At 68.9% G+C, this 22560-nt stretch carries 22 protein-coding genes; 20 read left to right on the top strand and 2 right to left on the bottom strand.

The window, feature by feature from the left end; genetic code table 11:
- Window positions 1–167 precede the first annotated feature (167 nt).
- From thrB to DSC45_RS18235, 20 genes are all read left to right on the top strand, one after another.
- Entirely contained in the window at window positions 168–1085 is a 918-nt protein-coding gene (gene thrB / locus DSC45_RS18330; protein ID WP_119292254.1) for a homoserine kinase, read from the top strand.
- 386 nt (window positions 1086–1471) lie between these two features.
- Window positions 1472–3556 carry a transcription termination factor Rho gene (gene rho / locus DSC45_RS18325; RefSeq protein WP_119292252.1) on the top strand — a complete coding sequence of 695 codons (2085 nt, stop codon included), beginning with the start codon at window positions 1472–1474 and terminating at the stop codon, window positions 3554–3556.
- A gap of 442 nt (window positions 3557–3998) precedes the next feature.
- Window positions 3999–5123, top strand: a complete 1125-nt coding sequence (locus DSC45_RS18320; RefSeq protein ID WP_119292250.1) for an LCP family protein — start codon at window positions 3999–4001, stop codon at window positions 5121–5123.
- A 158-nt stretch (window positions 5124–5281) separates the two neighbouring features.
- Entirely contained in the window at window positions 5282–5506 is a 225-nt protein-coding gene (gene rpmE / locus DSC45_RS18315) for a 50S ribosomal protein L31 (RefSeq protein ID WP_119292248.1), read from the top strand.
- A gap of 145 nt (window positions 5507–5651) precedes the next feature.
- Entirely contained in the window at window positions 5652–6731 is a 1080-nt protein-coding gene (gene prfA, locus DSC45_RS18310; protein ID WP_119292246.1) for a peptide chain release factor 1, read from the top strand.
- A gap of 52 nt (window positions 6732–6783) precedes the next feature.
- Window positions 6784–7629 carry a peptide chain release factor N(5)-glutamine methyltransferase gene (gene prmC, locus DSC45_RS18305; RefSeq protein ID WP_119292244.1) on the top strand — a complete coding sequence of 282 codons (846 nt, stop codon included), beginning with the start codon at window positions 6784–6786 and terminating at the stop codon, window positions 7627–7629.
- 65 nt (window positions 7630–7694) lie between these two features.
- Window positions 7695–8342 carry an L-threonylcarbamoyladenylate synthase gene (locus DSC45_RS18300; RefSeq protein WP_119292242.1) on the top strand — a complete coding sequence of 216 codons (648 nt, stop codon included), beginning with the start codon at window positions 7695–7697 and terminating at the stop codon, window positions 8340–8342.
- On the top strand, window positions 8339–8980 hold the full coding sequence (locus DSC45_RS18295; RefSeq protein ID WP_119292241.1) for an arsenate reductase/protein-tyrosine-phosphatase family protein: 642 nt from the start codon (window positions 8339–8341) through the stop codon (window positions 8978–8980). The genes DSC45_RS18300 and DSC45_RS18295 overlap by 4 nt, the downstream gene beginning before the upstream one ends.
- 110 nt (window positions 8981–9090) lie before the next feature.
- Window positions 9091–10377, top strand: coding sequence for a serine hydroxymethyltransferase (gene glyA, locus DSC45_RS18290; protein WP_119292239.1), 1287 nt, complete (start codon window positions 9091–9093; stop codon window positions 10375–10377).
- A 205-nt stretch (window positions 10378–10582) separates the two neighbouring features.
- The gene (locus DSC45_RS18285; protein ID WP_119292361.1) at window positions 10583–11926 is read left to right on the top strand and encodes an MraY family glycosyltransferase; all 1344 of its coding nucleotides are present in this window, start codon (window positions 10583–10585) and stop codon (window positions 11924–11926) included.
- Between the two features lie 255 nt (window positions 11927–12181).
- Complete coding sequence (locus tag DSC45_RS18280) at window positions 12182–12619, top strand: Cg1360 family ATP-synthase-associated protein (protein WP_119292237.1); 438 nt, start codon at window positions 12182–12184, stop codon at window positions 12617–12619.
- Window positions 12620–12892: 273 nt separating this feature from the next.
- A complete protein-coding gene (gene atpB / locus DSC45_RS18275) occupies window positions 12893–13663 on the top strand; it encodes a F0F1 ATP synthase subunit A (RefSeq protein WP_119292359.1) in 771 nt (256 codons plus the stop codon).
- Window positions 13664–13741: 78 nt separating this feature from the next.
- The gene (atpE, locus tag DSC45_RS18270) at window positions 13742–13981 is read left to right on the top strand and encodes an ATP synthase F0 subunit C (RefSeq protein WP_119292236.1); all 240 of its coding nucleotides are present in this window, start codon (window positions 13742–13744) and stop codon (window positions 13979–13981) included.
- Window positions 13982–14022: 41 nt separating this feature from the next.
- Window positions 14023–14571 (top strand): F0F1 ATP synthase subunit B, encoded by a 549-nt coding sequence (locus DSC45_RS18265; RefSeq protein WP_119292234.1) that lies wholly within the window; start codon window positions 14023–14025, stop codon window positions 14569–14571.
- Window positions 14568–15389 (top strand): F0F1 ATP synthase subunit delta, encoded by an 822-nt coding sequence (locus DSC45_RS18260; protein WP_119292232.1) that lies wholly within the window; start codon window positions 14568–14570, stop codon window positions 15387–15389. The genes DSC45_RS18265 and DSC45_RS18260 overlap by 4 nt, the downstream gene beginning before the upstream one ends.
- A gap of 160 nt (window positions 15390–15549) precedes the next feature.
- On the top strand, window positions 15550–17154 hold the full coding sequence (gene atpA / locus DSC45_RS18255; RefSeq protein WP_119292230.1) for a F0F1 ATP synthase subunit alpha: 1605 nt from the start codon (window positions 15550–15552) through the stop codon (window positions 17152–17154).
- Between the two features lie 20 nt (window positions 17155–17174).
- Window positions 17175–18089, top strand: a complete 915-nt coding sequence (locus DSC45_RS18250) for a F0F1 ATP synthase subunit gamma (RefSeq protein WP_119292229.1) — start codon at window positions 17175–17177, stop codon at window positions 18087–18089.
- Window positions 18090–18091: 2 nt separating this feature from the next.
- Window positions 18092–19534 carry a F0F1 ATP synthase subunit beta gene (gene atpD, locus DSC45_RS18245; RefSeq protein WP_119292227.1) on the top strand — a complete coding sequence of 481 codons (1443 nt, stop codon included), beginning with the start codon at window positions 18092–18094 and terminating at the stop codon, window positions 19532–19534.
- 197 nt (window positions 19535–19731) lie between these two features.
- A complete protein-coding gene (locus tag DSC45_RS18240) occupies window positions 19732–20106 on the top strand; it encodes a F0F1 ATP synthase subunit epsilon (protein ID WP_119292225.1) in 375 nt (124 codons plus the stop codon).
- A 130-nt stretch (window positions 20107–20236) separates the two neighbouring features.
- Window positions 20237–20683: a DUF2550 domain-containing protein gene (locus tag DSC45_RS18235; protein WP_119292224.1), complete on the top strand. Its 447-nt coding sequence runs from the start codon at window positions 20237–20239 to the stop codon at window positions 20681–20683.
- Window positions 20684–20735: 52 nt separating this feature from the next.
- Here the strand turns inward: DSC45_RS18235 and DSC45_RS18230 are convergent, their stop codons facing one another.
- Both DSC45_RS18230 and DSC45_RS18225 read right to left on the bottom strand, forming a co-directional pair.
- Window positions 20736–21380 (bottom strand): response regulator, encoded by a 645-nt coding sequence (locus tag DSC45_RS18230; protein WP_119292222.1) that lies wholly within the window; start codon window positions 21378–21380, stop codon window positions 20736–20738.
- Complete coding sequence (locus DSC45_RS18225) at window positions 21377–22543, bottom strand: sensor histidine kinase (RefSeq protein ID WP_119292357.1); 1167 nt, start codon at window positions 22541–22543, stop codon at window positions 21377–21379. Before DSC45_RS18225 ends, DSC45_RS18230 begins: the two co-directional genes overlap by 4 nt.
- Window positions 22544–22560 lie beyond the last annotated feature (17 nt).

The raw sequence follows: 22560 nt of genomic DNA, 5'->3' as shown, positions 1-22560 counted from the left end.
TGTCGCCACAGAACCTTCCTTCGATAGGCTGTACCGAATCCGCCCCGCCGCCTTTGCCGCGGTGCCGCAGGCAGCGGCCTTCGGGCATTCGTCACCTCTTGCGAAATCAGTAGATCCTCTTGCGAAACGCTCACGTCTCGCAGTTCAACAAGGAGAGTCATCGAGCGATGGCCGGTCCCGCATTCCGCGCCGCCGCCGTCCGGGTGCGCGTCCCCGCCACCAGCGCCAATCTGGGCCCGGGCTTCGACGCCCTGGGCCTGTCGCTGGGCCTCTACGACGACGTCGTAGTCCGGGTGGCCGATTCCGGTCTGCACATCGACATCGCAGGTGAGGGCTCCGACTCCCTCCCGCGCGACGAGAACCACCTGCTCGTACGCTCCCTGCGCACCACCTTCGACCTGCTCGGCGGGCAGCCCCGCGGCCTCGAGATCGTCTGTGCCAACCGCATCCCGCACGGCAGGGGCCTCGGCTCGTCGTCCGCCGCCATCTGCGCCGGAATTCTCGCCGCGCGCGCGGTGACGATAGGCGGCGACGGCAAGCTCGACGACGCCGCGCTGCTCGAGCTCGCCACCGAGATCGAGGGCCATCCGGACAACGTCGCGGCCTGTCTGCTCGGCGGGTTCACGCTCTCCTGGATGGACGCGGGTGCGGCGCGGGCGATCAGGATGGACCCCGCAGATTCCATCGTTCCGGTGGTTTTCGTACCGGCCAAGGCGGTACTCACCGCGACGGCCCGCGGACTGCTGCCGCGCAGCGTCCCGCACGTCGACGCCGCCACCAACGCCGGTCGAGCCGCGCTCCTCGTCGAGGCCATGACCCGACGCCCCGAGCTGCTGCTTCCGGCCACCGAAGACCGACTGCACCAGGAGTACCGCGCCCCGGCCATGCCGGAGAGCGCCACCCTGGTCGAGCGACTGCGGGCGGACGGCGTCCCCGCGGTGATCTCAGGCGCGGGACCCACGGTCCTCGCGCTTGCCGAGGACAGCGAGGCCGACAAGGTCGCGCAGCTCGCGGGCGAAGGCTGGGCGGCGAACCGCCTGGAACTCGACTCCGCGGGAGCGAGTGTGCTGCCGCTGGCGCAGTAGGACGCTCATGCCGGACGAGAGAGGGGGAATGTTTGTTGGATCCGGTAGTGTTAACCTCAAGTCAGCACCCGACGTCCGAATGGCGTGGTGCTTCTTGTCCCCGATCGGCAGCCAGCAGGGGACAGACTTTCTTCCGGGAGCCCCCCAAACTGTTCGATGCCACGCGTCGAGCGGTGCCGAGCATGCTCCGGAACCGGCGTGACCGAGCCGAGTGACACAGCACCACGGGTGGCACCACATCGGACCTCGTCGTCATCAATGAACTCTTCCGCCGCTGTGGCGGACCACCGCCCCCGGCACGGCCCTGACACACAGGACCACAGCCGGACAGCACAACCGGTCGCCGAGCCAGACAGGCCGACGCCCGCTCCAGGGAAGGACCCTTCGTGAGCGACTCCACCGATCTGATGGGCGCACGTGTCGACGAGACCGCCGCCGCGCCCGCCACGGACGCATCAGCTGCGCCTGCCACCGGTGCATCGGCCGGCACGCGGCGGCGCCGCGGAACCGGCCTCGAGGGCATGGTGCTGGCAGAGCTTCAGCAGGTGGCCTCCGGCCTCGGTATCAGGGGCACCGCGCGGATGCGCAAGAGCCAGCTGATCGAGGTCATCAAGGAAGCGCAGGCAGGTGGCGCCGCGAGCGGCTCCGCGCCGTCGAAGAGCGCCCCCGCCGCCGAGAGCGGCGAGACCAAGCCGAAGCGCCGCACCACCTCCAAGACCCGCACCGGCGAGACGGAGGGCGCGGACGCCGCGCCGGCCGCCGCCGAGAAGGCCGCCAAGACTGCGGACAAGGACGCCAAGTCCCAGGCCCAGCAGCAGATTGACATCCCGGGCCAGCCCGCGAACGACGGTGCACCGACCGCTGAGCGCCGCAGGCGCCGCGCCACCGCCGACGCGGGCAGCCCCGACAGCGCCGGCGCCAAGAACGAGGCCAAGGCGGAGCCCAGGGCCGAGCGCGGCGAGAAGTCCGACCGCAACGACAAGGGCGGCGACAAGTCCGACAACCGCTCCGACGAGGGCCGTTCCGAGGGCCGCTCCGAGGGTGGCGACAACTCCGACGGCAACCGCAACCGCGACCGCGGAGACCGTGGCAACAACAACCGCCGCGGCCGCGACCGTGACCGCCGCAACAAGGGTGACGACCAGGGCAACCAGGGCGGCAACCAGGGCGGTAACCAGCAGGGCCGCAAGGACGGCGGCCGTCAGGACCGTCGCGATGACGACGACGACTTCGAGGGCGGCCGGCGCGGACGCCGTGGCCGCTACCGCGATCGTCGTGGCCGCCGCGGCCGTGACGACGTCGGCGGCGAGCCGCAGATCTCCGAGGACGACGTCCTGATCCCCGTCGCGGGCATCCTCGACATCCTCGACAACTACGCGTTCATCCGGACCTCGGGCTACCTGCCCGGCCCGAACGACGTGTACGTCTCGCTCGCCCAGGTCCGTAAGAACGGCCTGCGCAAGGGTGACCACGTCACCGGTGCGGTGCGCCAGCCCAAGGACGGCGAGCGGCGCGAGAAGTTCAACGCCCTGGTGCGTCTCGACTCGGTGAACGGCATGGCGCCCGAAACCGGCCGCGGCCGCTCGGAGTTCAACAAGCTCACGCCCCTGTACCCGCAGGAGCGACTGCGCCTCGAGACCGACCCGGGCATCCTGACCACCCGCATCATCGACCTCGTGTCGCCGATCGGTAAGGGTCAGCGAGGCCTGATCGTGGCCCCGCCGAAGACCGGTAAGACCATGATCCTGCAGGCGGTCGCCAACGCGATCACGGTCAACAGCCCCGAGTGCCACCTGATGGTCGTCCTGGTCGACGAGCGTCCGGAAGAGGTCACCGACATGCAGCGGTCGGTGAAGGGCGAGGTCATCTCCTCGACCTTCGACCGTCCCGCCGAGGACCACACCACCGTCGCCGAGCTGGCCATCGAGCGCGCCAAGCGTCTCGTCGAGCTGGGTCACGACGTGGTCGTCCTGCTCGACTCCATCACCCGCCTCGGCCGTGCGTACAACCTCGCGGCACCGGCCTCCGGGCGCATCCTGTCCGGTGGTGTCGACTCGACCGCGCTCTACCCGCCGAAGCGGTTCTTCGGTGCGGCGCGCAACATCGAGGACGGCGGCTCGCTGACCATCCTGGCCACCGCGCTCGTCGACACCGGCTCGCGCATGGACGAGGTGATCTTCGAGGAGTTCAAGGGCACCGGCAACATGGAGCTCAAGCTCGACCGGAAGCTCTCGGACAAGCGCATCTTCCCGGCGGTGGACGTCGACGCGTCCTCCACCCGTAAGGAAGAGATCCTCCTCAACAGCGAAGAGCTGGCGATCGTCTGGAAGCTGCGCCGGGTGCTGCACGCGCTCGACTCGCAGCAGGCCATCGAGCTGCTCCTCGACAAGATGAAGAAGACGAAGTCGAACGCCGAGTTCCTGATGCAGATCGCGAAGACGGCACCGACCCCGGGCAACGGCAACGACTGACGTCGCCCCGGCACCGCGAACGGCGCCCCCTCACCTTCCGAGGTGACGGGGCGCCGTCGTGCGTATCGGCCCAACTCCCGTGTGTGCAGGGCGTGTTGGGCTGTACGTACGGGAGTGGCGTGCGTCACGCCCGAGGTGGGGCCGACAGAGATCTTGACCACAACGCGCCGTTCCGTGTGCCTCGCGGTCGAGGTGGGTGTGCGCGATGAACTCCCAGGTGGACAGGGCGGGAAGAGGGAGGGCGGGGCACTGTGCGGCGTACTCGGGACCGGTCCCGCGCACGGCTTGCGCTGACGGGGCGCTTAGGTGGCTGTGCAACCCTTTCTGCGGTTTCCACGTCTGACACATGGCCGGACCGAGCACGGACCCGGCCGCCGCGGACGACGGAACACAGTTGGCCCTGAGAGCAGGGGGTACCCGACCACCGAGGACTGAGGAGCGCATGACGCCCGACGAGAGCGAGCCCGAGAGCAGCACGTCCCCGCGCCGCAGCGGCAAGGGACGACGCCGCAAGCCGCGCAGCAAGCGGAGGAAGGCCCTGGTCGTCTCGGCCTGGGTCGCGGCCTCCGTGGTGGTGCTCGGTGGCACCGGCCTCGGCTACCTCTACTTCAAGCTCAACGGCAACATCGACGGCGTCGACATCAACGCAGCGCTCGGCAAGGACCGCCCGGAGAACGTGGACAACGGCTCCATGGACATCCTGGTGCTCGGCTCCGACTCCCGTGAGGGCAAGAACGGCCACCTCGGCGGCGGAGGCGACGAAGGCGCCCGTTCGGACACGGCGATGGTCGTGCACGTCTACAAGGGCCACAAGAAGGCCAGCGTCGTCTCCATACCGAGGGACACCCTGATCACCCGCCCCGAGTGCGCCACCGAGGACGGCGGCAACGATCCGGGCGGCGCCCGGGTGATGTTCAACGAGTCGTACTCGGTCGGCGGGCCGGCCTGCGCGGTGAAGACCGTCGAGAAGATGTCCGGGATCCGCATGGACCACTACATGGAGGTCGACTTCAGCGGCTTCCAGAAGCTGATCGACAAGCTCGGCGGCGTGGAGATCACCACCAAGAAGCCGATCAAGGACCCCGACAGCCACCTCGACCTGCAGGCCGGCGACCACCGGCTCGACGGCGAGCAGGCGCTCGGCCTGGTCCGCACCCGGCACGCGGTCGGCGACGGCGGCGACCTCGGCCGAATACAACTGCAGCAGGCCTTCATCAAGGCGCTGATCAACCAGGTCAAGGACGTCGGCCTGTTCTCCAGCCCCAAGAAGCTGGTGGGTGTCGCGGACACCGCCACCAAGGCCCTGACCACCGACTCCGAGCTCGACTCGGTGGACAGCCTGATGGGCTTCGCGAACAGCCTCAAGGGCATCGGCCCGAACGACATGAACATGGTCACGCTGCCCGTCACGTACGACACCACCGACCCCAACCGTGTGGTGCCGATGGAGCGCCAGAACAAGCTGGTCTGGGACGCCCTGCAGCGCGACAAGGCCATCCCGGCGGCCGCCACCAAGGAGTCGGCCGGCGACAAGGGCGACGCGGGAAGTGTCGTGGGCAGCAACTGACGCCCGCGTGAGGCGGCCGTCGGCGGGCGGGGAATAGTTCGGCCCGCACCCCGGTTTTGGGAGATACGGCCGGTCCTGGCAGACTGGTACGTCGGCCCCGGTTCACGCACGAGCATCCCGCCATGCGACCCGGTGCCCTCCCGAAACTAGGAGACACCTTGAAGCGCGACATTCACCCCGATTACGTCGAGACCCAGGTCAGCTGCACCTGTGGCGCCTCGTTCGTCACCCGTAGCACGATCGAATCCGGCACCGTCCGTGCCGAGGTCTGCTCCGAGTGCCACCCGTTCTACACCGGCAAGCAGAAGATCCTCGACACCGGTGGCCGCGTCGCCCGGTTCGAGGCCCGCTTCGGCAAGGCCGCCGGCTCCGCCAACAAGTAGCGAGCCACAGCGCCGGTCCTGGCCGCTCCCGCACGGGGGCGCCCGGGACCGGCGTTCTTTTCGTCCGCCCGGGACGGCCGTTCGGCGTGGACCCGGCGGCGCTCGCTCACCACATCCATGTAGTACGAAATCCAGGAGCCCGGAGATGTTCGAGGCCGTCGAGGACTTGATCGGCGAGCAGGCCGATCTCGAGAAGCAGCTCGCGGACCCCTCGGTCCATTCCGACCAGGCCAACGCGCGCAGGCTCAACAAGCGCTACGCCGAGCTCAGCCCGATCGTCGCGACGTACCGCTCCTGGAAGCAGACCGGGGACGACATCGAGACCGCGCGTGAACTCGGCGCGGACGACCCGGACTTCGCCGCAGAGGTCAAGGACCTCGAGCAGCAGCGCGAGGAGCTCACCGAGAAGCTGCGCCTGCTGCTCGTCCCGCGGGACCCGAGCGACGACAAGGACGTACTCCTGGAGATCAAGGCGGGCGCGGGCGGCGACGAGTCCGCCCTGTTCGCCGGTGACCTGCTGCGGATGTATCTGCGGTACGCGGAGCGGATCGGCTGGAAGGCCGAGATCATCGACTCCACCGAGTCCGAGCTGGGCGGCTACAAGGATGTCCAGGTCGCCGTCAAGACCAAGGGCGGCCAGGGCGCGACCGAGCCCGGCAACGGCGTCTGGGCGCGGATGAAGTACGAGGGCGGCGTGCACCGCGTGCAGCGGGTGCCGGCCACCGAGTCGCAGGGCCGTATCCACACTTCAGCGGCCGGTGTGCTCGTCACGCCCGAGGCCGAGGAGATCGACGTCGAGATCAACCCCAACGATCTGCGGATCGACGTCTACCGCTCTTCGGGACCCGGCGGGCAGTCCGTCAACACCACCGACTCCGCGGTGCGCATCACCCACGTCCCCACCGGTGTCGTGGCCTCCTGCCAGAACGAGAAGAGCCAGCTTCAGAACAAGGAGCAGGCACTGCGTATCCTGCGTTCCAGGCTGCTCGCCGCAGCGCAGGAGGAGGCCGAGAGCAAGGCAGCGGATGCTCGCCGCAGCCAGGTTCGTACGGTCGACCGGTCCGAGAAGATCCGTACGTACAACTTCCCGGAAAACCGCATCTCCGACCACCGTGTCGGGTTCAAGGCGTACAACTTGGACCAGGTGCTCGACGGGGACCTGGGCGCGGTGATCCAGGCCTGCGTCGACGCGGACTCCGCGGCGAAGCTCGCAGCCGCCCAGTAAGGGGTGCAGTGAAACCCCCGAATCCGCACCAGGACCAGAGCCGGAGGACCCAGTGAATCTGCTGCTCGCCGAGGTGGCGCAGGCCACCCAGCGGCTGGCCGATGCCGGCGTTCCCTCGCCGCGCTTCGATGCCGAGGAGCTTGCCGCCTTCGTGCACGCGGTGGGGCGCGGGGAGCTGCACTCGGTCAAGGACGCGGACTTCGACGCCCGCTACTGGGAGACGATCGCGCGCCGCGAGGCCCGTGAGCCGCTGCAGCACATCACCGGACGCGCCTTCTTCCGCTATCTGGAACTGCAGGTCGGGCCGGGGGTGTTCGTGCCCAGGCCGGAGACCGAGTCCGTGGTCGGCTGGGCCATAGACGCGGTGCGGGCCATGGACGTGGTCGAGCCGCTGATCGTCGACCTGTGCACCGGGTCGGGCGCCATCGCGCTCGCGCTCGCCCAGGAGGTGCCCCGCTCGCGGGTGCACGCCGTGGAGCTGTCCGAGGACGCCATGGTCTGGACCCGCAAGAACGTCGAGGGCTCCAGGGTGGACCTGCGCCAGGGCGACGCACTGAGCGCGTTCCCCGAGCTGAACGGCCAGGTGGACCTGGTCATCTCCAACCCGCCGTACATCCCGCTCACCGAGTGGGAGTACGTGGCGCCCGAGGCCCGTGACTACGACCCGCAGCTCGCCCTCTTCTCCGGCGAGGACGGGCTCGACACCATCCGTGGTCTGGAGCGCACCGCGCACCGCCTGCTGAGGCCCGGCGGTCTCGTCGTCATCGAGCACGCCGACACCCAGGGCGGCCAGGTCCCGTGGATCTTCACCGAGGAACTCGGCTGGTCGGACGCCGCGGACCACCCCGATCTCAACAACCGCCCGCGCTTCGCCACGGCCCGCAGGGCCACCCCGTGACGGCCGCGGCCGCCGGCACCGGCCGGAACACCCAGACGCTTGACGTGCCCGAGGAGGCTCGCTAGATGGCCAGGCGATACGACACGAACGACGCGACCGACCGCACCACGGGTCTGCGCGAGGCCGCGTCCGCCGTACGCCGCGGCGAACTGGTCGTGCTGCCCACCGACACGGTGTACGGCATCGGCGCCGACGCCTTCGGCTCCGAGCCGGTCGCCGATCTGCTCGCCGCCAAGGGCCGGGGCCGCAACATGCCCACGCCCGTGCTGATCGGCTCGCCGAACACCCTGCACGGCCTGGTCACCGACTTCTCGGAGCAGGCCTGGGAGCTCGTCGACGCCTTCTGGCCGGGCGCCCTCACCCTGATCACCAAGCACCAGCCGTCGCTGCAGTGGGACCTGGGGGACACCCGAGGGACCGTCGCGGTACGGATGCCGCTGCACCCCGTCGCCATCGAACTGCTCACCGAGGTGGGACCGATGGCGGTGTCGTCGGCGAACCTCACCGGACACCCGGCACCGGAGACCTGCGACGCCGCTCAGGAGATGCTCGGCGACTCGGTCTCCGTGTACTTGGACGGCGGCCCGACGCCGGGCATCGTGCCGTCGTCGATCGTCGACGTGTCGGGCTCGACTCCGGTGCTGCTGCGGGCCGGTGCGGTCGACGCGGACGAGCTCCGGAAGGTGGTCCCCGACCTCGAGGTGGCCAATTGACGGCCCCCGAGGGGCGTGGCATAGCGGGCCTGACCGACTCCTTCCGCATCCTCCACGTCAGCACCGGCAACGTCTGCCGCTCACCGATCACCGAGCGGCTGACGCGGCATGCCCTGGCGCACCGGCTCGACGACCCCGGTATCGGCGGAATGATCGTGGAGAGCGCCGGTACGTGGGGCCACGAGGGCGCCAACATGGAGGCCAACGCGGCTGCCGTACTCGCCGACTTCGGTGCCGATGCCAGCGGCTTCCTCGGACGTGAGCTCCTCGACGAGCATGTGATCCGGGCCGATCTGGTGCTCACAGCGACGCGCGACCACCGGGCGCAGGTCATCTCCATGGGGCATTCGGCGGGGCTGCGGACGTTCACGCTCAAGGAGTTCACCCGCCTGGTGCGGGCCATAGATCCGGCTACGCTGCCCGATCCGCTCGGCGAGGGGGTCGTGGAGCGGGCGCGGGCGTTGGTCCGTGCGGCCGCGGCGCTGCGGGGCTGGCTCCTCGCGCCCAGCGTCGAAGCGGACGAGGTCTACGACCCGTACGGTGCGCCGATGCCGTTCTTCCGGGCGGTCGGCGGCGAGATCCACGACGCGCTCGACCCGGTGGTCACCGCGCTGACCGGGCTGCCTGCCCGGGCGTAGGGGCACGGTCGGGACAGGGGCGTCACCCACCGGCTCCGACGGCAGGCGGGATCCAGGGCTCCGTCCTACATTGGAGGGGCCGCAGCCCACCTCGATGCCCGGAGCCCGCCATGGCGCTCAGCATGGACGTAGAACCCCCTGACGCCCTCGCCACGCGAGGCCTCGCGGGGGACCCCGAGATCGCCGACATCCTGCTCGGCGAGGCCGCCCGGCAGGCCGAGTCCCTGCAGCTCATCGCCGCGGAGAACTTCGTCTCGCCCGCCGTGCTCACCGCGCTCGGCTCCTCGCTGGCCAACAAGTACGCCGAGGGCTATCCCGGCTCCCGCCACCACGGCGGATGCGAGCTCGTCGACGCCGCCGAACGCCTCACGATCGACCGCGCCGAGCGTCTCTTCGAGGCCGAACACGCCAATGTGCAGCCGCACTCGGGCTCCTCCGCGGTCCTCGCCACGTACGCCGCGCTGCTGCGCCCCGGCGACACGGTGCTCGCCATGGGGCTCCCGTACGGCGGTCATCTCACCCACGGATCGCCGGTCAACTTCTCGGGCCGCTGGTTCACCTTCGTCGGGTACGGCGTGGACGCGGAGAGCGGCCTGATCGACTACGAGCAGGTACGCGAACTCGCCCGCACGCACCGGCCGAAGGCCGTGGTCTGCGGCTCCATCGCGTACCCCCGGCACATCGACTACGCGGCCTTCCGCGACATCGCCGACGAGGCCGGTGCCTACCTCATCGCGGACGCCGCCCACCCGATGGGCCTGGTCGCCGGAGGAGCGGCGCCGAGCCCGGTGCCGTACGCCGACGTGGTGTGTGCGACGACGCACAAGGTGCTGCGCGGGCCACGCGGCGGGATGATCCTGTGCGGCGAGGAGCTCGCGGAGCGGGTGGACCGGGCGGTGTTCCCGTTCAGCCAGGGCGGGGCGCAGATGAACGCGATCGCGGCGAAGGCGGTCGCCTTCCGGGAGGCGTCGACGCCGGCCTTCACGGCGTACGCGCACCAGGTGGTGGCCAATGCGCGGACCCTGGCCGAAGGGCTGGCCGCCGAGGGCCTGACCGTCACCACCGGCGGCACCGACACCCACCTGCTGACCGTCGATCCCACACCGCTGCGCATCGACGCGGCCACCGCCCGCGGCCGGCTCGGCGCCGCCGGCCTGGTCCTGGACACCTGCGCGCTGCCCTGGAGCGACGCACGCGGACTACGGCTCGGAAGCGCGGCGGTGACGACGCAGGGGATGGGGGAGAAGGAGATGGACCTGATCGCCGGACTGTTCGCATCCGCGATCCGCGGTGCGGACGCGGAGCGGCGGGTGCGGGACGAAGTCAGGGATCTGGTGCGGGGATTCCCGCCCGGAGGTGTCACGCCCACGGACCCCGTGTCCGGTCTCACGGTCTGAGTCCGAGTTCGCGACCGGAGGTTCTGGGAGTCCTGACCGGAGGGACGGGGCGGCGAGAGCAGGTCTCGAGCACCGCAGACGGGGTAGGCGAGCGGAACCAGGCAGCCTTCGTGCAACCGTCGGCGCTACCCGGAATTCCTCAACGTCATGCACGCAAAGCTAGGGTGTGGGGCTGAGGTAGCCGGCGACATCTGTGGGGAAGCCCGTGCGTGAATACTTGCTGACGCTCTGCGTCACGGCCGCGGTGACCTATCTGCTCACCGGGCCGGTGCGGAAGTTCGCCATCGTCGCAGGGGCGATGCCGGAGATCCGCGCGCGCGACGTGCACCGGGAGCCGACCCCGCGCCTCGGCGGTATCGCCATGTTCTTCGGACTCTGCGCGGGACTGCTCGTCGCGGACAACCTGGACAATCTCAACGGTGTCTTCGAGAGTTCGAGCGAACCCCAGGCACTGCTCTCCGGCGCCGCCCTGATCTGGCTGATCGGCGTCCTGGACGACAAGTTCGAGATCGACGCTCTGCTCAAGCTCGGCGGCCAGATGATCGCCGCCGGCGTGATGGTCATGCAGGGCCTGACCATCCTGTGGCTGCCGGTGCCCGGCGTCGGCACGGTCTCGCTCACCCAGTGGCAGGGCAACCTGCTCACCGTCGCCCTGGTCCTGATCACCATCAACGCGGTCAACTTCGTGGACGGCCTGGACGGCCTCGCCTCCGGCATGGTCTGCATCGCGGCGGCCGCGTTCTTCATGTACGCCTACCGCATCTGGTACGGCTACGGCCTGGAGGCGGCCGCCCCGGCGACGCTGTTCGCGGCGATCCTGATGGGCATGTGCCTCGGCTTCCTGCCGCACAACATGCATCCCGCCCGGATCTTCATGGGCGACTCCGGTTCGATGCTGATCGGTCTGGTGCTCGCCGCAGGTGCGATCTCGATCACGGGTCAGGTGGACCCGGACGCGATGAACCTGTTCGCCGGGTCCGAGCGTTCGGCCGTGCACCAGACGGTGCCTGTGTACATCCCGCTGCTGCTGCCGCTGACGATCATCGCGGTGCCGGCCGCCGACCTGATCCTCGCGATCGTCCGGCGCACCTGGCGCGGTCAGTCGCCGTTCGCGGCGGACCGCGGGCATCTGCACCACCGGCTCCTGGAGATCGGCCACTCGCACAGCCGGGCCGTCCTCATCATGTACTTCTGGTCGGCCCTGATCGCCTTCGGTGCGCTGGCCTACTCGGTGCACTCGGCGTCCATGTGGATCGTGCTGTGCATCGTGGCGCTGAGCGCGGTCGGGCTCGTGCTGCTGCTGCTCCCGCGCTTCACGCCGCGGTTGCCGAGCTGGGCGGAGAGTGTGCTGCCGCCGCGCTACCGCCGTGGCCGGCACTACTCGGCCGACTCGGCCGCGTCCGGCACGGGCGGGAGCAGTGACGCCGACGAGGCGTCAACTGCCTCTGAGGAGCACGAGGAAGCGGTCGGCGCAGGGCTGCACGGAGCGACCGCGATCGGTGGACGATCACGTCACATCGAGCCGCGTGAGGCTGGAACGCCCCGATGAAACCGGTGCATTACCAGACATCTCCACCACCGAAACGCACAGACGCGCGCATTAACCCTCATGTGTGACGGTGGGCACACCGAACAGGTAAAGACCTCATCAAATAGTTTGTGATACCGTTCACGAGTTCTCGGGAAGAGGCCGAAAGACCGTGGTGCGACGGTCGTTGGCCTGGGAGATTCGCTCTCGTCCCGAGGCCTTACGCTCGTCCGTGACGACTCGTCCTTTTCCTCAGTACGTAAGTGGAGCCGCCGCATGCCGTCTCTCGACGCCCGGACTCTCCTTCCCATTGCGGTGCCCACGGCCGCGGTCGGCGCAGTCGCCGCCGTAGTCAGTGCGATCGTCGCCGGCGGGGAAGGTGCTCTCGGGGCTGTCATCGGCACGGCGATCGTCATCGTGTTCATGGGGGCGGGAATCCTCGGCCTGCAGTACACGGCCAAGCACTGGCCGTATCTGTTCCAGGCGGCGGGGCTGATGCTCTATGTGGTGCAGCTGCTCGTGCTGTTCCTTTTCGTCGCCCTTTTCAAGGACACCACTCTCTTCAACCCGAAGGCGTTCGCTGCCGCGATCGTCGTCGGGACTCTGACCTGGGTTGTTTCGATGGCCCGTGCGCACATGAAGACGAAGATTTTCTACATCGATCCGGACTCCTCGGACGCGACGAAGGACCACAAAACGGGGTCGTCGTCGTGAAGGGTAGGGCCGGGATAAAGGCTCCTTCGGGATCCTGCTATCGTCCGGTGCCAACTGCGGCACTGCGGGCGCGGGCACTTGAGCTGACGCCTGTTCGATCGCGAGGCTCCATGCCTGCTTGCCGCCCCCACATCCGAAACACCAGTCCGGTGCCGACTCGCGGCTGCGCGCCGCGCCGACACAACGAGGTTGCCGTACCTATGCGTCACGCCGAAGGAGCCCGCGGTGAGCACTGATCAGACCCAGCTCGCCTTTGACTGGAGCTGCCGCATCCTGGCCGACAACGGTTGTGGCTTTCCGGCACCTGGCTTGCACTCGTTCCTCTTCAAGCCGATCTTCACGGTCGGTGGGTTCGAGTTCAACAAGGTGATCCTGCTCGCGCTGCTCACCACCCTGGTGATCGTCACCTTCTTCACCCTTGCCTTCGGCAAGGCCAAGGTGATGCCGGGCAAGCTGCAGCTGATCGGCGAGGCAGGTTACGACTTCGTCCGCCGCGGGATCGTCTACGAGACCATGGGCAAGAAGGAGGGCGAGAAGTACGTCCCCCTGATGGTCTCGTTGTTCTTCTTCATCTGGATCATGAACATCTGGTCCGTGATCCCCCTGGCCCAGTTCCCTGTCGCCTCGGTCATCGCCTACCCGTACGTACTCGCCATCCTGGTGTATGTGATCTGGGTGTCGGTCACCTTCAAGCGCCATGGTTTCGCGGGCGGTTGGAAGAACATCACCGGTTACGACAACTCGCTCGGTCCGATCAAGTGGCTCGTCTCGTTCATCGAGCTCTTCTCGAACCTGCTTGTGCGTCCCTTCACGCACGCCGTCCGGCTCTTCGCCAACATGTTCGCCGGTCACCTGATGCTGGTGATGTTCACCGTCGCCTCCTGGTACCTGCTGAACGCCTGGCTCATCCCGGCCGCCGGCGTCTCCTTCGTCATGACGATGGTCATGATCCTCTTCGAGCTCTTCGTGCAGGCGGTCCAGGCGTACGTCTTCGTTCTCCTGGCCTGCTCGTACCTTCAGGGCGCGGTCGCCAAGCACCACTGAGCAGCCGCCTACCGCACCACCCCCAGATCGCCCGGTGGCCAACCCCCACCGGTCCATGAAAGAGAAGGAAGTAACGGCATGTCCGCGTCCATCGAACTCGCCGCTGGCGTCTCCGGCTCCCTCGGTTCCATCGGTTACGGTCTCGCCGCGATCGGCCCCGGCATCGGCGTCGGCATCGTCTTCGGTAACGGCACCCAGGCCCTCGCCCGCCAGCCCGAGGCGGCCGGCCTGATCCGCGCCAACCAGATCCTGGGCTTCGCCTTCTGTGAGGCGCTCGCCCTCATCGGCATTGTTCTCCCGTTCGTCTACGGCACGTGATCTAGACCTTCACTGACCGTATTTCGACGAAAGGCATTGATGTGATCGCCAACCTGGTGCAGCTGGCGGCCGAGGAAGAGCAGAACCCGCTCGTTCCTCCGGGCCCCGAGCTGCTCGTAGGCGCCATTGCCTTCGCCATCGTCTTCTTCGTTTTCTGGAAGAAGCTCGTCCCGAACATCAACAAGGTTCTTGACGAGCGCCGGAACGCGATCGAAGGCGGTATCGAGAAGGCCGAGGCGGCCCAGACCGAGGCCCAGAGCGTGCTCGAGCAGTACAAGGCTCAGCTCGCCGAGGCTCGGCACGAGGCCGCGCGACTGCGCCAGGAGGCGCAGGAGCAGGGCGCACAGCTCATCGCTGAGATGCGCGCCGAGGGTCAGCGGCAGCGTGAGGAGATCATCGCTGCCGGTCACACCCAGATCGCGGCCGACAAGAAGCAGGCCTCGCAGGCCCTGCGTCAGGACGTCGGCAAGCTGGCGACCGACCTGGCCGGCAAGCTCGTCGGCGAGTCCCTCGAGGACCACGCCCGCCAGAGCCGCACGATCGACCGGTTCCTCGACGACCTCGAGGAGAAGGCCGAGGCGACGCGATGACCGCCCACGGTGCGAGCCGCGGGGCTCTGGCCGCGGCCAAGGAGCGTCTCGACGCGCTGACCGACAGCACGTCGGCCGACGCGACGAAGCTCGCGGACGAACTGGCCGCTGTCACCGCGCTTCTCGGCCGTGAGGTCTCGCTGCGTCGGGTCTTCACCGACCCGGCGCAGGACGGCGAGGCCAAGGCCGCGCTCGCGAACCGGGTGCTCGCCGGCCAGATCGGCGGCGAGGCGCTCGACCTCGTATCGGGTCTCGTCCGCTCCCGCTGGTCGCGTTCGCGCGACCTGGTGGATGCGCTGGAGGAGCTGGCGAACATCGCCGACTTCACCGCAGCGCAGAAGCGGGGCAGGCTCGACAACGTGGAGGACGAGCTGTTCCGGTTCGGCCGGATCGTCGCCTCGAACTCCGAGCTGCGCGCCGCACTCACCAGCCGTACGGCCGAGACGTCCGCGAAGGGCGAGCTGCTGAGCAGCCTGCTCGGCGGCCGGGCCGAGAAGACGACCGAGCGGGTCGTCGACCGTCTGGTGACCCAGCCGCGTGGACGTAGCCTGGAAGCGGGACTCGAGTCCCTGTCCAAGCTCGCCGCCGAGCGCCGGGAGCGGATGGTCGCCGTGGTGGCCTCCGCGGTGCCGCTGTCCGACGGGCAGAAGCAGCGTCTGGCCGGTGCACTGGCCAAGCTCTACGGCCGCGAGATGCACCTCAACCTCGACGTGGACCCCGAGGTCCTCGGCGGGATCAGGGTGCAGGTCGGCGACGAGGTCATCAACGGCTCCATCGCGGACCGTCTCGAGGACGCGAGTCGCCGGATGGCCGGCTGACGGCCGAGCGCCGTCACCACCAACTCAACAAGCATTGCTAGCGGCCCGAGTTGGGCCGTGCAGAGGATTCCTGGGGGCCCGCGGCGCAAGCCGCTAAGGGAAACAGCCCCAGACCCCCAAGAAAACTTCGGGCCCAATTCAAGGAGAGCAGGGAACCCAGATGGCGGAGCTCACGATCCGGCCGGAGGAGATCCGGGACGCGCTGGAGAACTTTGTCCAGGCGTACAAGCCGGACGCGGCCTCGCGCGAGGAGGTCGGCACGGTCACCGTCGCCGGCGACGGCGTCGCGAAGGTCGAGGGCCTGCCCTCGGCCATGGCGAACGAGCTGCTGAAGTTCGAGGACGGCACCCTCGGTCTCGCCCTCAACCTTGAGGAGCGCGAGATCGGTGCCATCGTCCTCGGCGAGTTCAGCGGCATCGAAGAGGGCCAGCCGGTGCAGCGCACCGGTGAGGTTCTCTCCGTCCCGGTGGGCGAGGGGTACCTGGGTCGTGTCGTCGACCCGCTCGGCGCCCCGATCGACGGACTCGGCGAGATCGAGACGTCCGGACGCCGCGCCCTCGAGCTGCAGGCCCCGACGGTCATGGACCGCAAGTCGGTGCACGAGCCGATGGAGACGGGCTACAAGGCCGTCGACGCGATGACCCCGGTCGGCCGCGGCCAGCGCCAGCTGATCATCGGCGACCGCCAGACCGGCAAGACCGCCCTGGCCGTCGACACGATCATCAACCAGCGCGACAACTGGCGCTCGGGCGACGTGAACAAGCAGGTGCGCTGCATCTACGTCGCCGTCGGTCAGAAGGGCTCCACCATCGCCTCGGTGCGCGGTGCCCTCGAAGAGGCCGGCGCGCTCGAGTACACGACGATCGTCGCCGCCCCGGCGTCCGACCCCGCGGGCTTCAAGTACCTGGCGCCCTACACCGGTTCGGCCATCGGCCAGCAGTGGATGTACGAGGGCAAGCACGTCCTCATCGTCTTCGACGACCTCTCGAAGCAGGCCGATGCCTACCGCGCCGTGTCCCTGCTGCTCCGTCGTCCGCCGGGCCGTGAGGCCTACCCGGGTGACGTCTTCTACCTGCACTCCCGTCTGCTCGAGCGCTGCGCCAAGCTCTCCGACGCGATGGGTGCCGGCTCGATGACCGGTCTGCCGATCGTCGAGACCAAGGCGAACGACGTCTCGGCGTTCATTCCGACCAACGTCATCTCCATCACCGACGGCCAGTGCTTCCTGGAGTCGGACCTGTTCAACGCCGGTGTGCGCCCCGCGCTCAACGTCGGTATCTCCGTCTCCCGAGTCGGTGGTTCCGCGCAGCACCGCGCGATCCGTCAGGTGTCCGGCCGCCTTCGCGTGGACCTCGCCCAGTTCCGTGAGCTCGAGGCGTTCGCCGCCTTCGGCTCCGACCTGGACGCGGCCTCGAAGCAGCAGCTGGAGCGCGGTCAGCGCATGGTCGAGCTGCTCAAGCAGGAGCAGTACGAGCCGATGCGTACCGAGGACCAGGTCGTTTCCGTCTGGGCCGGCACCACCGGCAAGATGGACGACGTACCGGTCAACGACATCCGCCGCTTCGAGAGCGAGCTTCTGGAGTTCATGCACCGCAAGGAGCAGGGCCTTCTGACCTCCATCAAGGAGGGCGGCAAGATGAACGACGACACCGTCACGGCCATCGGCGACGCGGTCGCGGAGTTCAAGAAGCAGTTCGAGACCTCGGACGGCAAGCTGCTCGGCGAGGACGCTCCGGCTGCCGGCGCTGCTGACGGCTCGAAGTGACGACGGAAGGGACCTGACTCATGGGAGCGCAGCTCCGGGTCTACAAGCGTCGCATCCGGTCCGTCACTGCGACGAAGAAGATCACCAAGGCGATGGAGATGATCGCCGCCTCGCGTGTCGTCAAGGCACAGCGCAAGGTGGCGGCCTCCACGCCGTACGCGACCGAGCTCACTCGCGCCGTGACCGCGGTGGCGACGGGTGCGAACGACAAGCACCCGCTGACCACCGAGGCCGAGAGCCCGGCTCGGGCCGCGGTGCTGCTGCTCACCAGCGACCGTGGTCTGGCCGGTGCGTTCAACGCCAACGCCATCAAGGGCGCCGAGAAGCTCACCGCGAAGTTGCGCAGCGAGGGCAAGGAGGTCGACTCGTACGTCGTCGGCCGCCGTGGCATCGCGCACTACAACTTCCGTGAGCGGAAGATCTCGGGCGAGTGGACCGGCTTCACGGACGCGCCGGAATACTCGGACGCGAAGCGGATCGCGGGACCCCTGATCGAGGCCATCGAGAAGGACACGGCCGAGGGCGGCGTGGACGAACTCCACATCGTCTACACCGAGTTCGTCTCGATGATGACGCAGGAGGCGGTCGAGTCCCGGCTGCTTCCGCTGAGCCTCGACGAGGTCGCCGAAGAGGCGGGTACCAAGGACGAGATCCGCCCGCTGTACGACTTCGAGCCGTCGGCGGAGGACGTCCTCGACGCCCTCCTTCCGCGGTACGTCGAGAGCCGTATCTACAACGCGCTGCTGCAGTCGGCTGCCTCCAAGCACGCCGCCACACGCCGCGCGATGAAGTCGGCGACCGACAACGCGGGTGACCTGATCACTTCACTCACCCGACTTGCCAACGCGGCCCGCCAGGCCGAAATCACCCAGGAAATCAGCGAGATCGTCGGTGGCTCCGCAGCCCTGGCCGACGCCAACGCGGGGAGTGACTAGTAATGACCACCACAGTTGAGACGGCCGTTGCCACGGGCCGCGTCGCCCGGGTGATCGGCCCGGTCGTCGACGTGGAGTTCCCCGTCGACGCCATGCCGGAGATCTACAACGCGCTGACCGCCCAGGTCGCCGACCCGGCGAAGGACGGCGAGCTCAAGACGCTGACCCTCGAGGTCGCCCAGCACCTGGGTGACGGCCTGGTCCGCGCCATCTCCATGCAGCCCACCGACGGTCTGGTCCGCCAGGCCGCGGTGACCGACTCCGGCAAGGGCATCACGGTGCCGGTCGGTGACTTCACCAAGGGCAAGGTGTTCAACACCCTCGGCGAGGTGCTGAACCACCCGGAGGAGAACGGCAAGGAGTCCGAGCGCTGGTCCATCCACCGCAAGGCCCCCGCCTTCGACCAGCTCGAGTCCAAGACCGAGATGTTCGAGACCGGCCTGAAGGTCGTCGACCTGCTGACCCCGTACGTCAAGGGCGGCAAGATCGGCCTGTTCGGCGGCGCCGGCGTCGGCAAGACGGTCCTCATCCAGGAAATGATCATGCGTGTGGCGAAGCTGCACGACGGTGTTTCCGTGTTCGCCGGTGTCGGCGAGCGCACCCGTGAGGGCAACGACCTCATCGACGAGATGGAGGAGTCGGGCGTTCTCGACAAGACCGCCCTCGTCTTCGGTCAGATGGACGAGCCGCCGGGCACGCGTCTGCGCGTCGCGCTCTCCGCGCTGACCATGGCGGAGTACTTCCGTGACGTGCAGAAGCAGGACGTTCTGCTCTTCATCGACAACATCTTCCGCTTCACCCAGGCCGGCTCCGAGGTCTCCACGCTGCTCGGGCGCATGCCCTCCGCGGTGGGTTACCAGCCGACCCTGGCGGACGAGATGGGTGTGCTCCAGGAGCGCATCACCTCGACCCGTGGTCACTCGATCACCTCGATGCAGGCGATCTACGTCCCCGCGGACGACCTGACCGACCCGGCCCCGGCCACGACCTTCGCGCACCTCGACGCGACGACCGTGCTCTCCCGGCCGATCTCGGAGAAGGGCATCTACCCGGCGGTGGACCCGCTGGACTCGACGTCCCGCATCCTGGACCCGCGCTACATCGCGAAGGACCACTACGCCGCGGCCAGCCGCGTCAAGGGGATCCTGCAGAAGTACAAGGACCTGCAGGACATCATCGCGATCCTCGGTATCGACGAGCTGGGCGAAGAGGACAAGCTGGTCGTCCACCGCGCCCGTCGCGTCGAGCGCTTCCTGTCGCAGAACACCCACGCCGCCAAGCAGTTCACCGGCCTGGACGGTTCGGACGTGCCGCTCGACGAGTCGATCGCCGCGTTCAACGCGATCTGCGACGGAGAGTACGACCACTTCCCCGAGCAGGCGTTCTTCATGTGCGGTGGCATCGAGGACCTCAAGGCCAACGCCAAGGAGCTCGGCGTCTCCTGAGTCCCCGGACTCGACGCGGGGGACGGGACCAGTCCCGCCCCCCCGCGCCCACGCCTCCTGCTCGACCCCTCCGGGACCCGTCCCGGAGACGGGTCCGAAGGGCCCGGAAGGGCTCGGTGCTCCGGCACTTTCGGGCCCTACTAGACTTATGACCCAACACCCGGCGAAGCCGCCGGGTGGTGACCCGAGGAGCCACCTTGGCTGCTGAGCTGCATGTCGAGCTGGTCGCCGCCGACCGTAGTGTCTGGTCCGGCGAGGCCACCCTGGTCGTCGCGCGCACCACGTCCGGCGACATCGGCGTCATGCCCGGTCACCAGCCGCTGCTCGGTGTGCTGGAATCGGGCCCGGTGACCATTCGTACCGGCGGGGGCGACACGGTCGTCGCCGCGGTGCACGGAGGGTTCGTCTCGTTCGCGGACGACAAGCTTTCGTTGCTGGCCGAGACCGTGGAGCTGGCCGACGAGATCGACGTCCGTCGCGCGGAGCGTGCCCTCGACCGCGCGAAGTCGGACGCCGACGCGGCCGCCGAGCGGCGCGCCGATGTCCGCCTCCGAGCGGTGGCGGCGCACTGAGCGAGCGCGACGCCGAGAGATCAGGCAATCGACTCAGCCGCGGCCGGTCTGGATATTCCAGACCCGGTCGCGGCTGTGGCGATGCAGGTGAAGGTCAGTTCCGTTACTGGAAGCGAGGAGGTCGGTGCCGATGATCCTCGCTGTGCTTGTCTGTGCGCTCGTTGTCGTCCTGGTACTGGTGGGCCTGTTGGTCTTCGGAGTACGCCGGCGGTTGATCCAGCGCTCCGGGGGGACCTTCGACTGCAGCCTGAGGTGGAACGCCCCCGACAGCGGTGACACCTCGGGCAAGGGCTGGTCCTACGGGATCGCCCGCTACAACGGTGACCGGGTCGAATGGTTCCGGGTCTTCTCCTACGCCCCGCGGCCACGCCGGAATCTCGAGCGGGCCACGATCGAAGTGGTGGACCGGCGGGCTCCCGAGGGGGAGGAGGAGCTCGCGCTGCTCTCCGACGCGATTGTGCTCGGGTGTCTGCAGGACGGCACGAGGATCGAGCTGGCGATGAGTGAGGACGCGCTGACGGGGTTCCTCGCGTGGCTGGAGGCGGCGCCTCCCGGCCAGCGGGTGAATGTCGCCTAGCGCGTCTTTTGCGTCGAGCCCCGCACGGCTTTCCCCGGCCCCGCCCCCCGGCCTAGAGGCCCAACTCCTGCGCCAGCACGGCGGCTTGGACCCGGCTGCGGAGCCCCAGTTTGGCGAGCAGCCGGCTGACGTGAGTCTTGACCGTCGCCTCCGCCATGTCGAGACGCGTGGCGATCTCCGCGTTGGACAGCCCCTGCCCGAGGTGGGCCAGCACCTCTCCCTCCCGCCGCGTGAGCGACTCGAGCGCCGCGGAATCGGCCGCTCCGGCCGTCCGCACCGGTGTCGAGGCGAACTCGGCGATCAGGCGCCGCGTCACGGCGGGCGAGATCAGCCCGTCGCCCCGGGCCACCGTACGGACCGCGTCGAGCAGGTCGCCCGCCTCCGTGTTCTTCAGGAGGAAACCGGACGCACCCGCGCGCAGCGCCCCGAAGACGTATTCGTCCAGGTCGAACGTGGTGAGCACCAGCACGTCCGCGAGCTGTTCGCCGACCACCTGCCGGGTCGCGGAGACGCCGTCGAGCCGGGGCATCTGGACATCCATCAGGACCAGGTCAGGGCGTAGCTCGCGGGTCATCGTCACCGCCTGCTCGCCGTCCGCCGCCTCGCCGACGACCTCGATGTCCGGTGCGCTGCCCAGGATCAGTACGAGCCCTGCGCGTACGGCGGACTGGTCCTCGGCGACCAGGACGCGGATCATGCGGTTCCTCCTTGATGCTCCACGGGAAGCTCTGCGGTGACGCGCCAGAGCTTGACCGCGGGGTCGTCGGTGTCGACGGGCAGTGCCTCGAACGTGCCGTCGAGCAAGGTCGCACGTTCGCCCATGCCGACCAGGCCCGCACCGGATCCGGGTGCCCGCGGCCCGTCCCGGCCGCCGAAGTGGCTCGTCACCACGATGCGCAGGGCCCTGTCCGTACGGGAGAGGCGGATCGTCACCTCGCCCGGTGAGGCGTGCTTGAGGGCGTTCGTCAGGGACTCCTGGACGATGCGGTACGCCGCGAGCTCGACCGGCGCCGGCAGCTTCGTACCCCCGTCGGGGCGTTCGTCGTGGAGGGCGAAGGTGAGGCCGCCGGACGGGCCGCCGCCGGCCCTGGCCTGCTCGACGAGGGACTCGAGGCCGTCCAGGGTGGGCTGGGCGTGGGCCTCGTGGTCGCCGCCCGAGTCCCGGAGCAGTCCGATCAGGCGTCGCATTTCGGCCAGTCCGTCGACGCTGTTCTCGCGGATCACGCCGAGGGCGTTGCGGGCCGTTGCGGGGTCGTCGAGGGAGAGGGCCGCGGTGGAGTGGATGGCGATCGCCGAGAGGTGGTTGGCCACCATGTCGTGGAGCTCGCGGGCCATCCGGGAGCGCTCCGCGTTCACCGCCTGGGCGCGGTCCATGTCGGCGAGCAGCGCGGTCTGTTGGGCCCGTAGCCGCTCGGCCGCCGCCGTCTCCCGGTGATTGCGTACGAGCATGCCGGTGGCCGCGGGGCCGTAGGTCACCAGGCCCGTCAGCACGCCGATCAGGATGGCTTCCGGTTCCCGGATCCAGGCCAGCATGCCCACCAGGACACAGACGGCGGCGGCCCCGGTGATCACCGGCAGCCGGCGCGCGAGGGCGGGTGATCCGTAGAGCACCGCGGCGTAGATCAGGTCCGTGTACATCATGACGCTGGCCAGGCTGCCCTGGGTGAGCTGGTCGAGGACCAGGACCAGGGTGCCGGCAGCGGCGACGAAGGCCGGCCGGGTGCGCCGTAGGAGTTCGAGGCAGGCCATCAGGACGAGCGGGACGAGCAGCCACGATCCGTCGAAGACGCGCCCGGGGTTCATGCCGAGCCCGACGCCCCAGAGCACGAGCCCGCCGGCGAGCCCGGCGACGGCGATCATGACGTCGTCGCGGTGCG

This window comes from Streptomyces sp. YIM 130001, assembly GCF_003574445.1.
Taxonomy (GTDB): domain Bacteria; phylum Actinomycetota; class Actinomycetes; order Streptomycetales; family Streptomycetaceae; genus Streptomyces.
The sequence above is the reverse complement of the archived record's forward strand: the minus strand, read 5'-3'. Positions and strand labels throughout refer to the sequence as shown.

Excerpts from the sequence above, each read along its gene's own strand:
- thrB (WP_119292254.1), top strand. The coding sequence starts at position 168 with ATGGCCGGTCCCGCATTCCGCGCCGCCGCCGTCCGGGTGCGCGTCCCC.
- DSC45_RS18320 (WP_119292250.1), top strand. The coding sequence starts at position 3,999 with ATGACGCCCGACGAGAGCGAGCCCGAGAGCAGCACGTCCCCGCGCCGC.
- prfA (WP_119292246.1), top strand. The coding sequence starts at position 5,652 with ATGTTCGAGGCCGTCGAGGACTTGATCGGCGAGCAGGCCGATCTCGAG.
- DSC45_RS18300 (WP_119292242.1), top strand. The coding sequence starts at position 7,695 with ATGGCCAGGCGATACGACACGAACGACGCGACCGACCGCACCACGGGT.
- glyA (WP_119292239.1), top strand. The coding sequence starts at position 9,091 with ATGGCGCTCAGCATGGACGTAGAACCCCCTGACGCCCTCGCCACGCGA.
- DSC45_RS18280 (WP_119292237.1), top strand. The coding sequence starts at position 12,182 with ATGCCGTCTCTCGACGCCCGGACTCTCCTTCCCATTGCGGTGCCCACG.
- atpE (WP_119292236.1), top strand. The coding sequence starts at position 13,742 with ATGTCCGCGTCCATCGAACTCGCCGCTGGCGTCTCCGGCTCCCTCGGT.
- DSC45_RS18260 (WP_119292232.1), top strand. The coding sequence starts at position 14,568 with ATGACCGCCCACGGTGCGAGCCGCGGGGCTCTGGCCGCGGCCAAGGAG.
- atpA (WP_119292230.1), top strand. The coding sequence starts at position 15,550 with ATGGCGGAGCTCACGATCCGGCCGGAGGAGATCCGGGACGCGCTGGAG.
- DSC45_RS18250 (WP_119292229.1), top strand. The coding sequence starts at position 17,175 with ATGGGAGCGCAGCTCCGGGTCTACAAGCGTCGCATCCGGTCCGTCACT.
- atpD (WP_119292227.1), top strand. The coding sequence starts at position 18,092 with ATGACCACCACAGTTGAGACGGCCGTTGCCACGGGCCGCGTCGCCCGG.
- DSC45_RS18235 (WP_119292224.1), top strand. The coding sequence starts at position 20,237 with ATGATCCTCGCTGTGCTTGTCTGTGCGCTCGTTGTCGTCCTGGTACTG.
- DSC45_RS18230 (WP_119292222.1), bottom strand. The coding sequence starts at position 21,380 with ATGATCCGCGTCCTGGTCGCCGAGGACCAGTCCGCCGTACGCGCAGGG.
- DSC45_RS18225 (WP_119292357.1), bottom strand. The coding sequence starts at position 22,543 with ATGATCGCCGTCGCCGGGCTCGCCGGCGGGCTCGTGCTCTGGGGCGTC.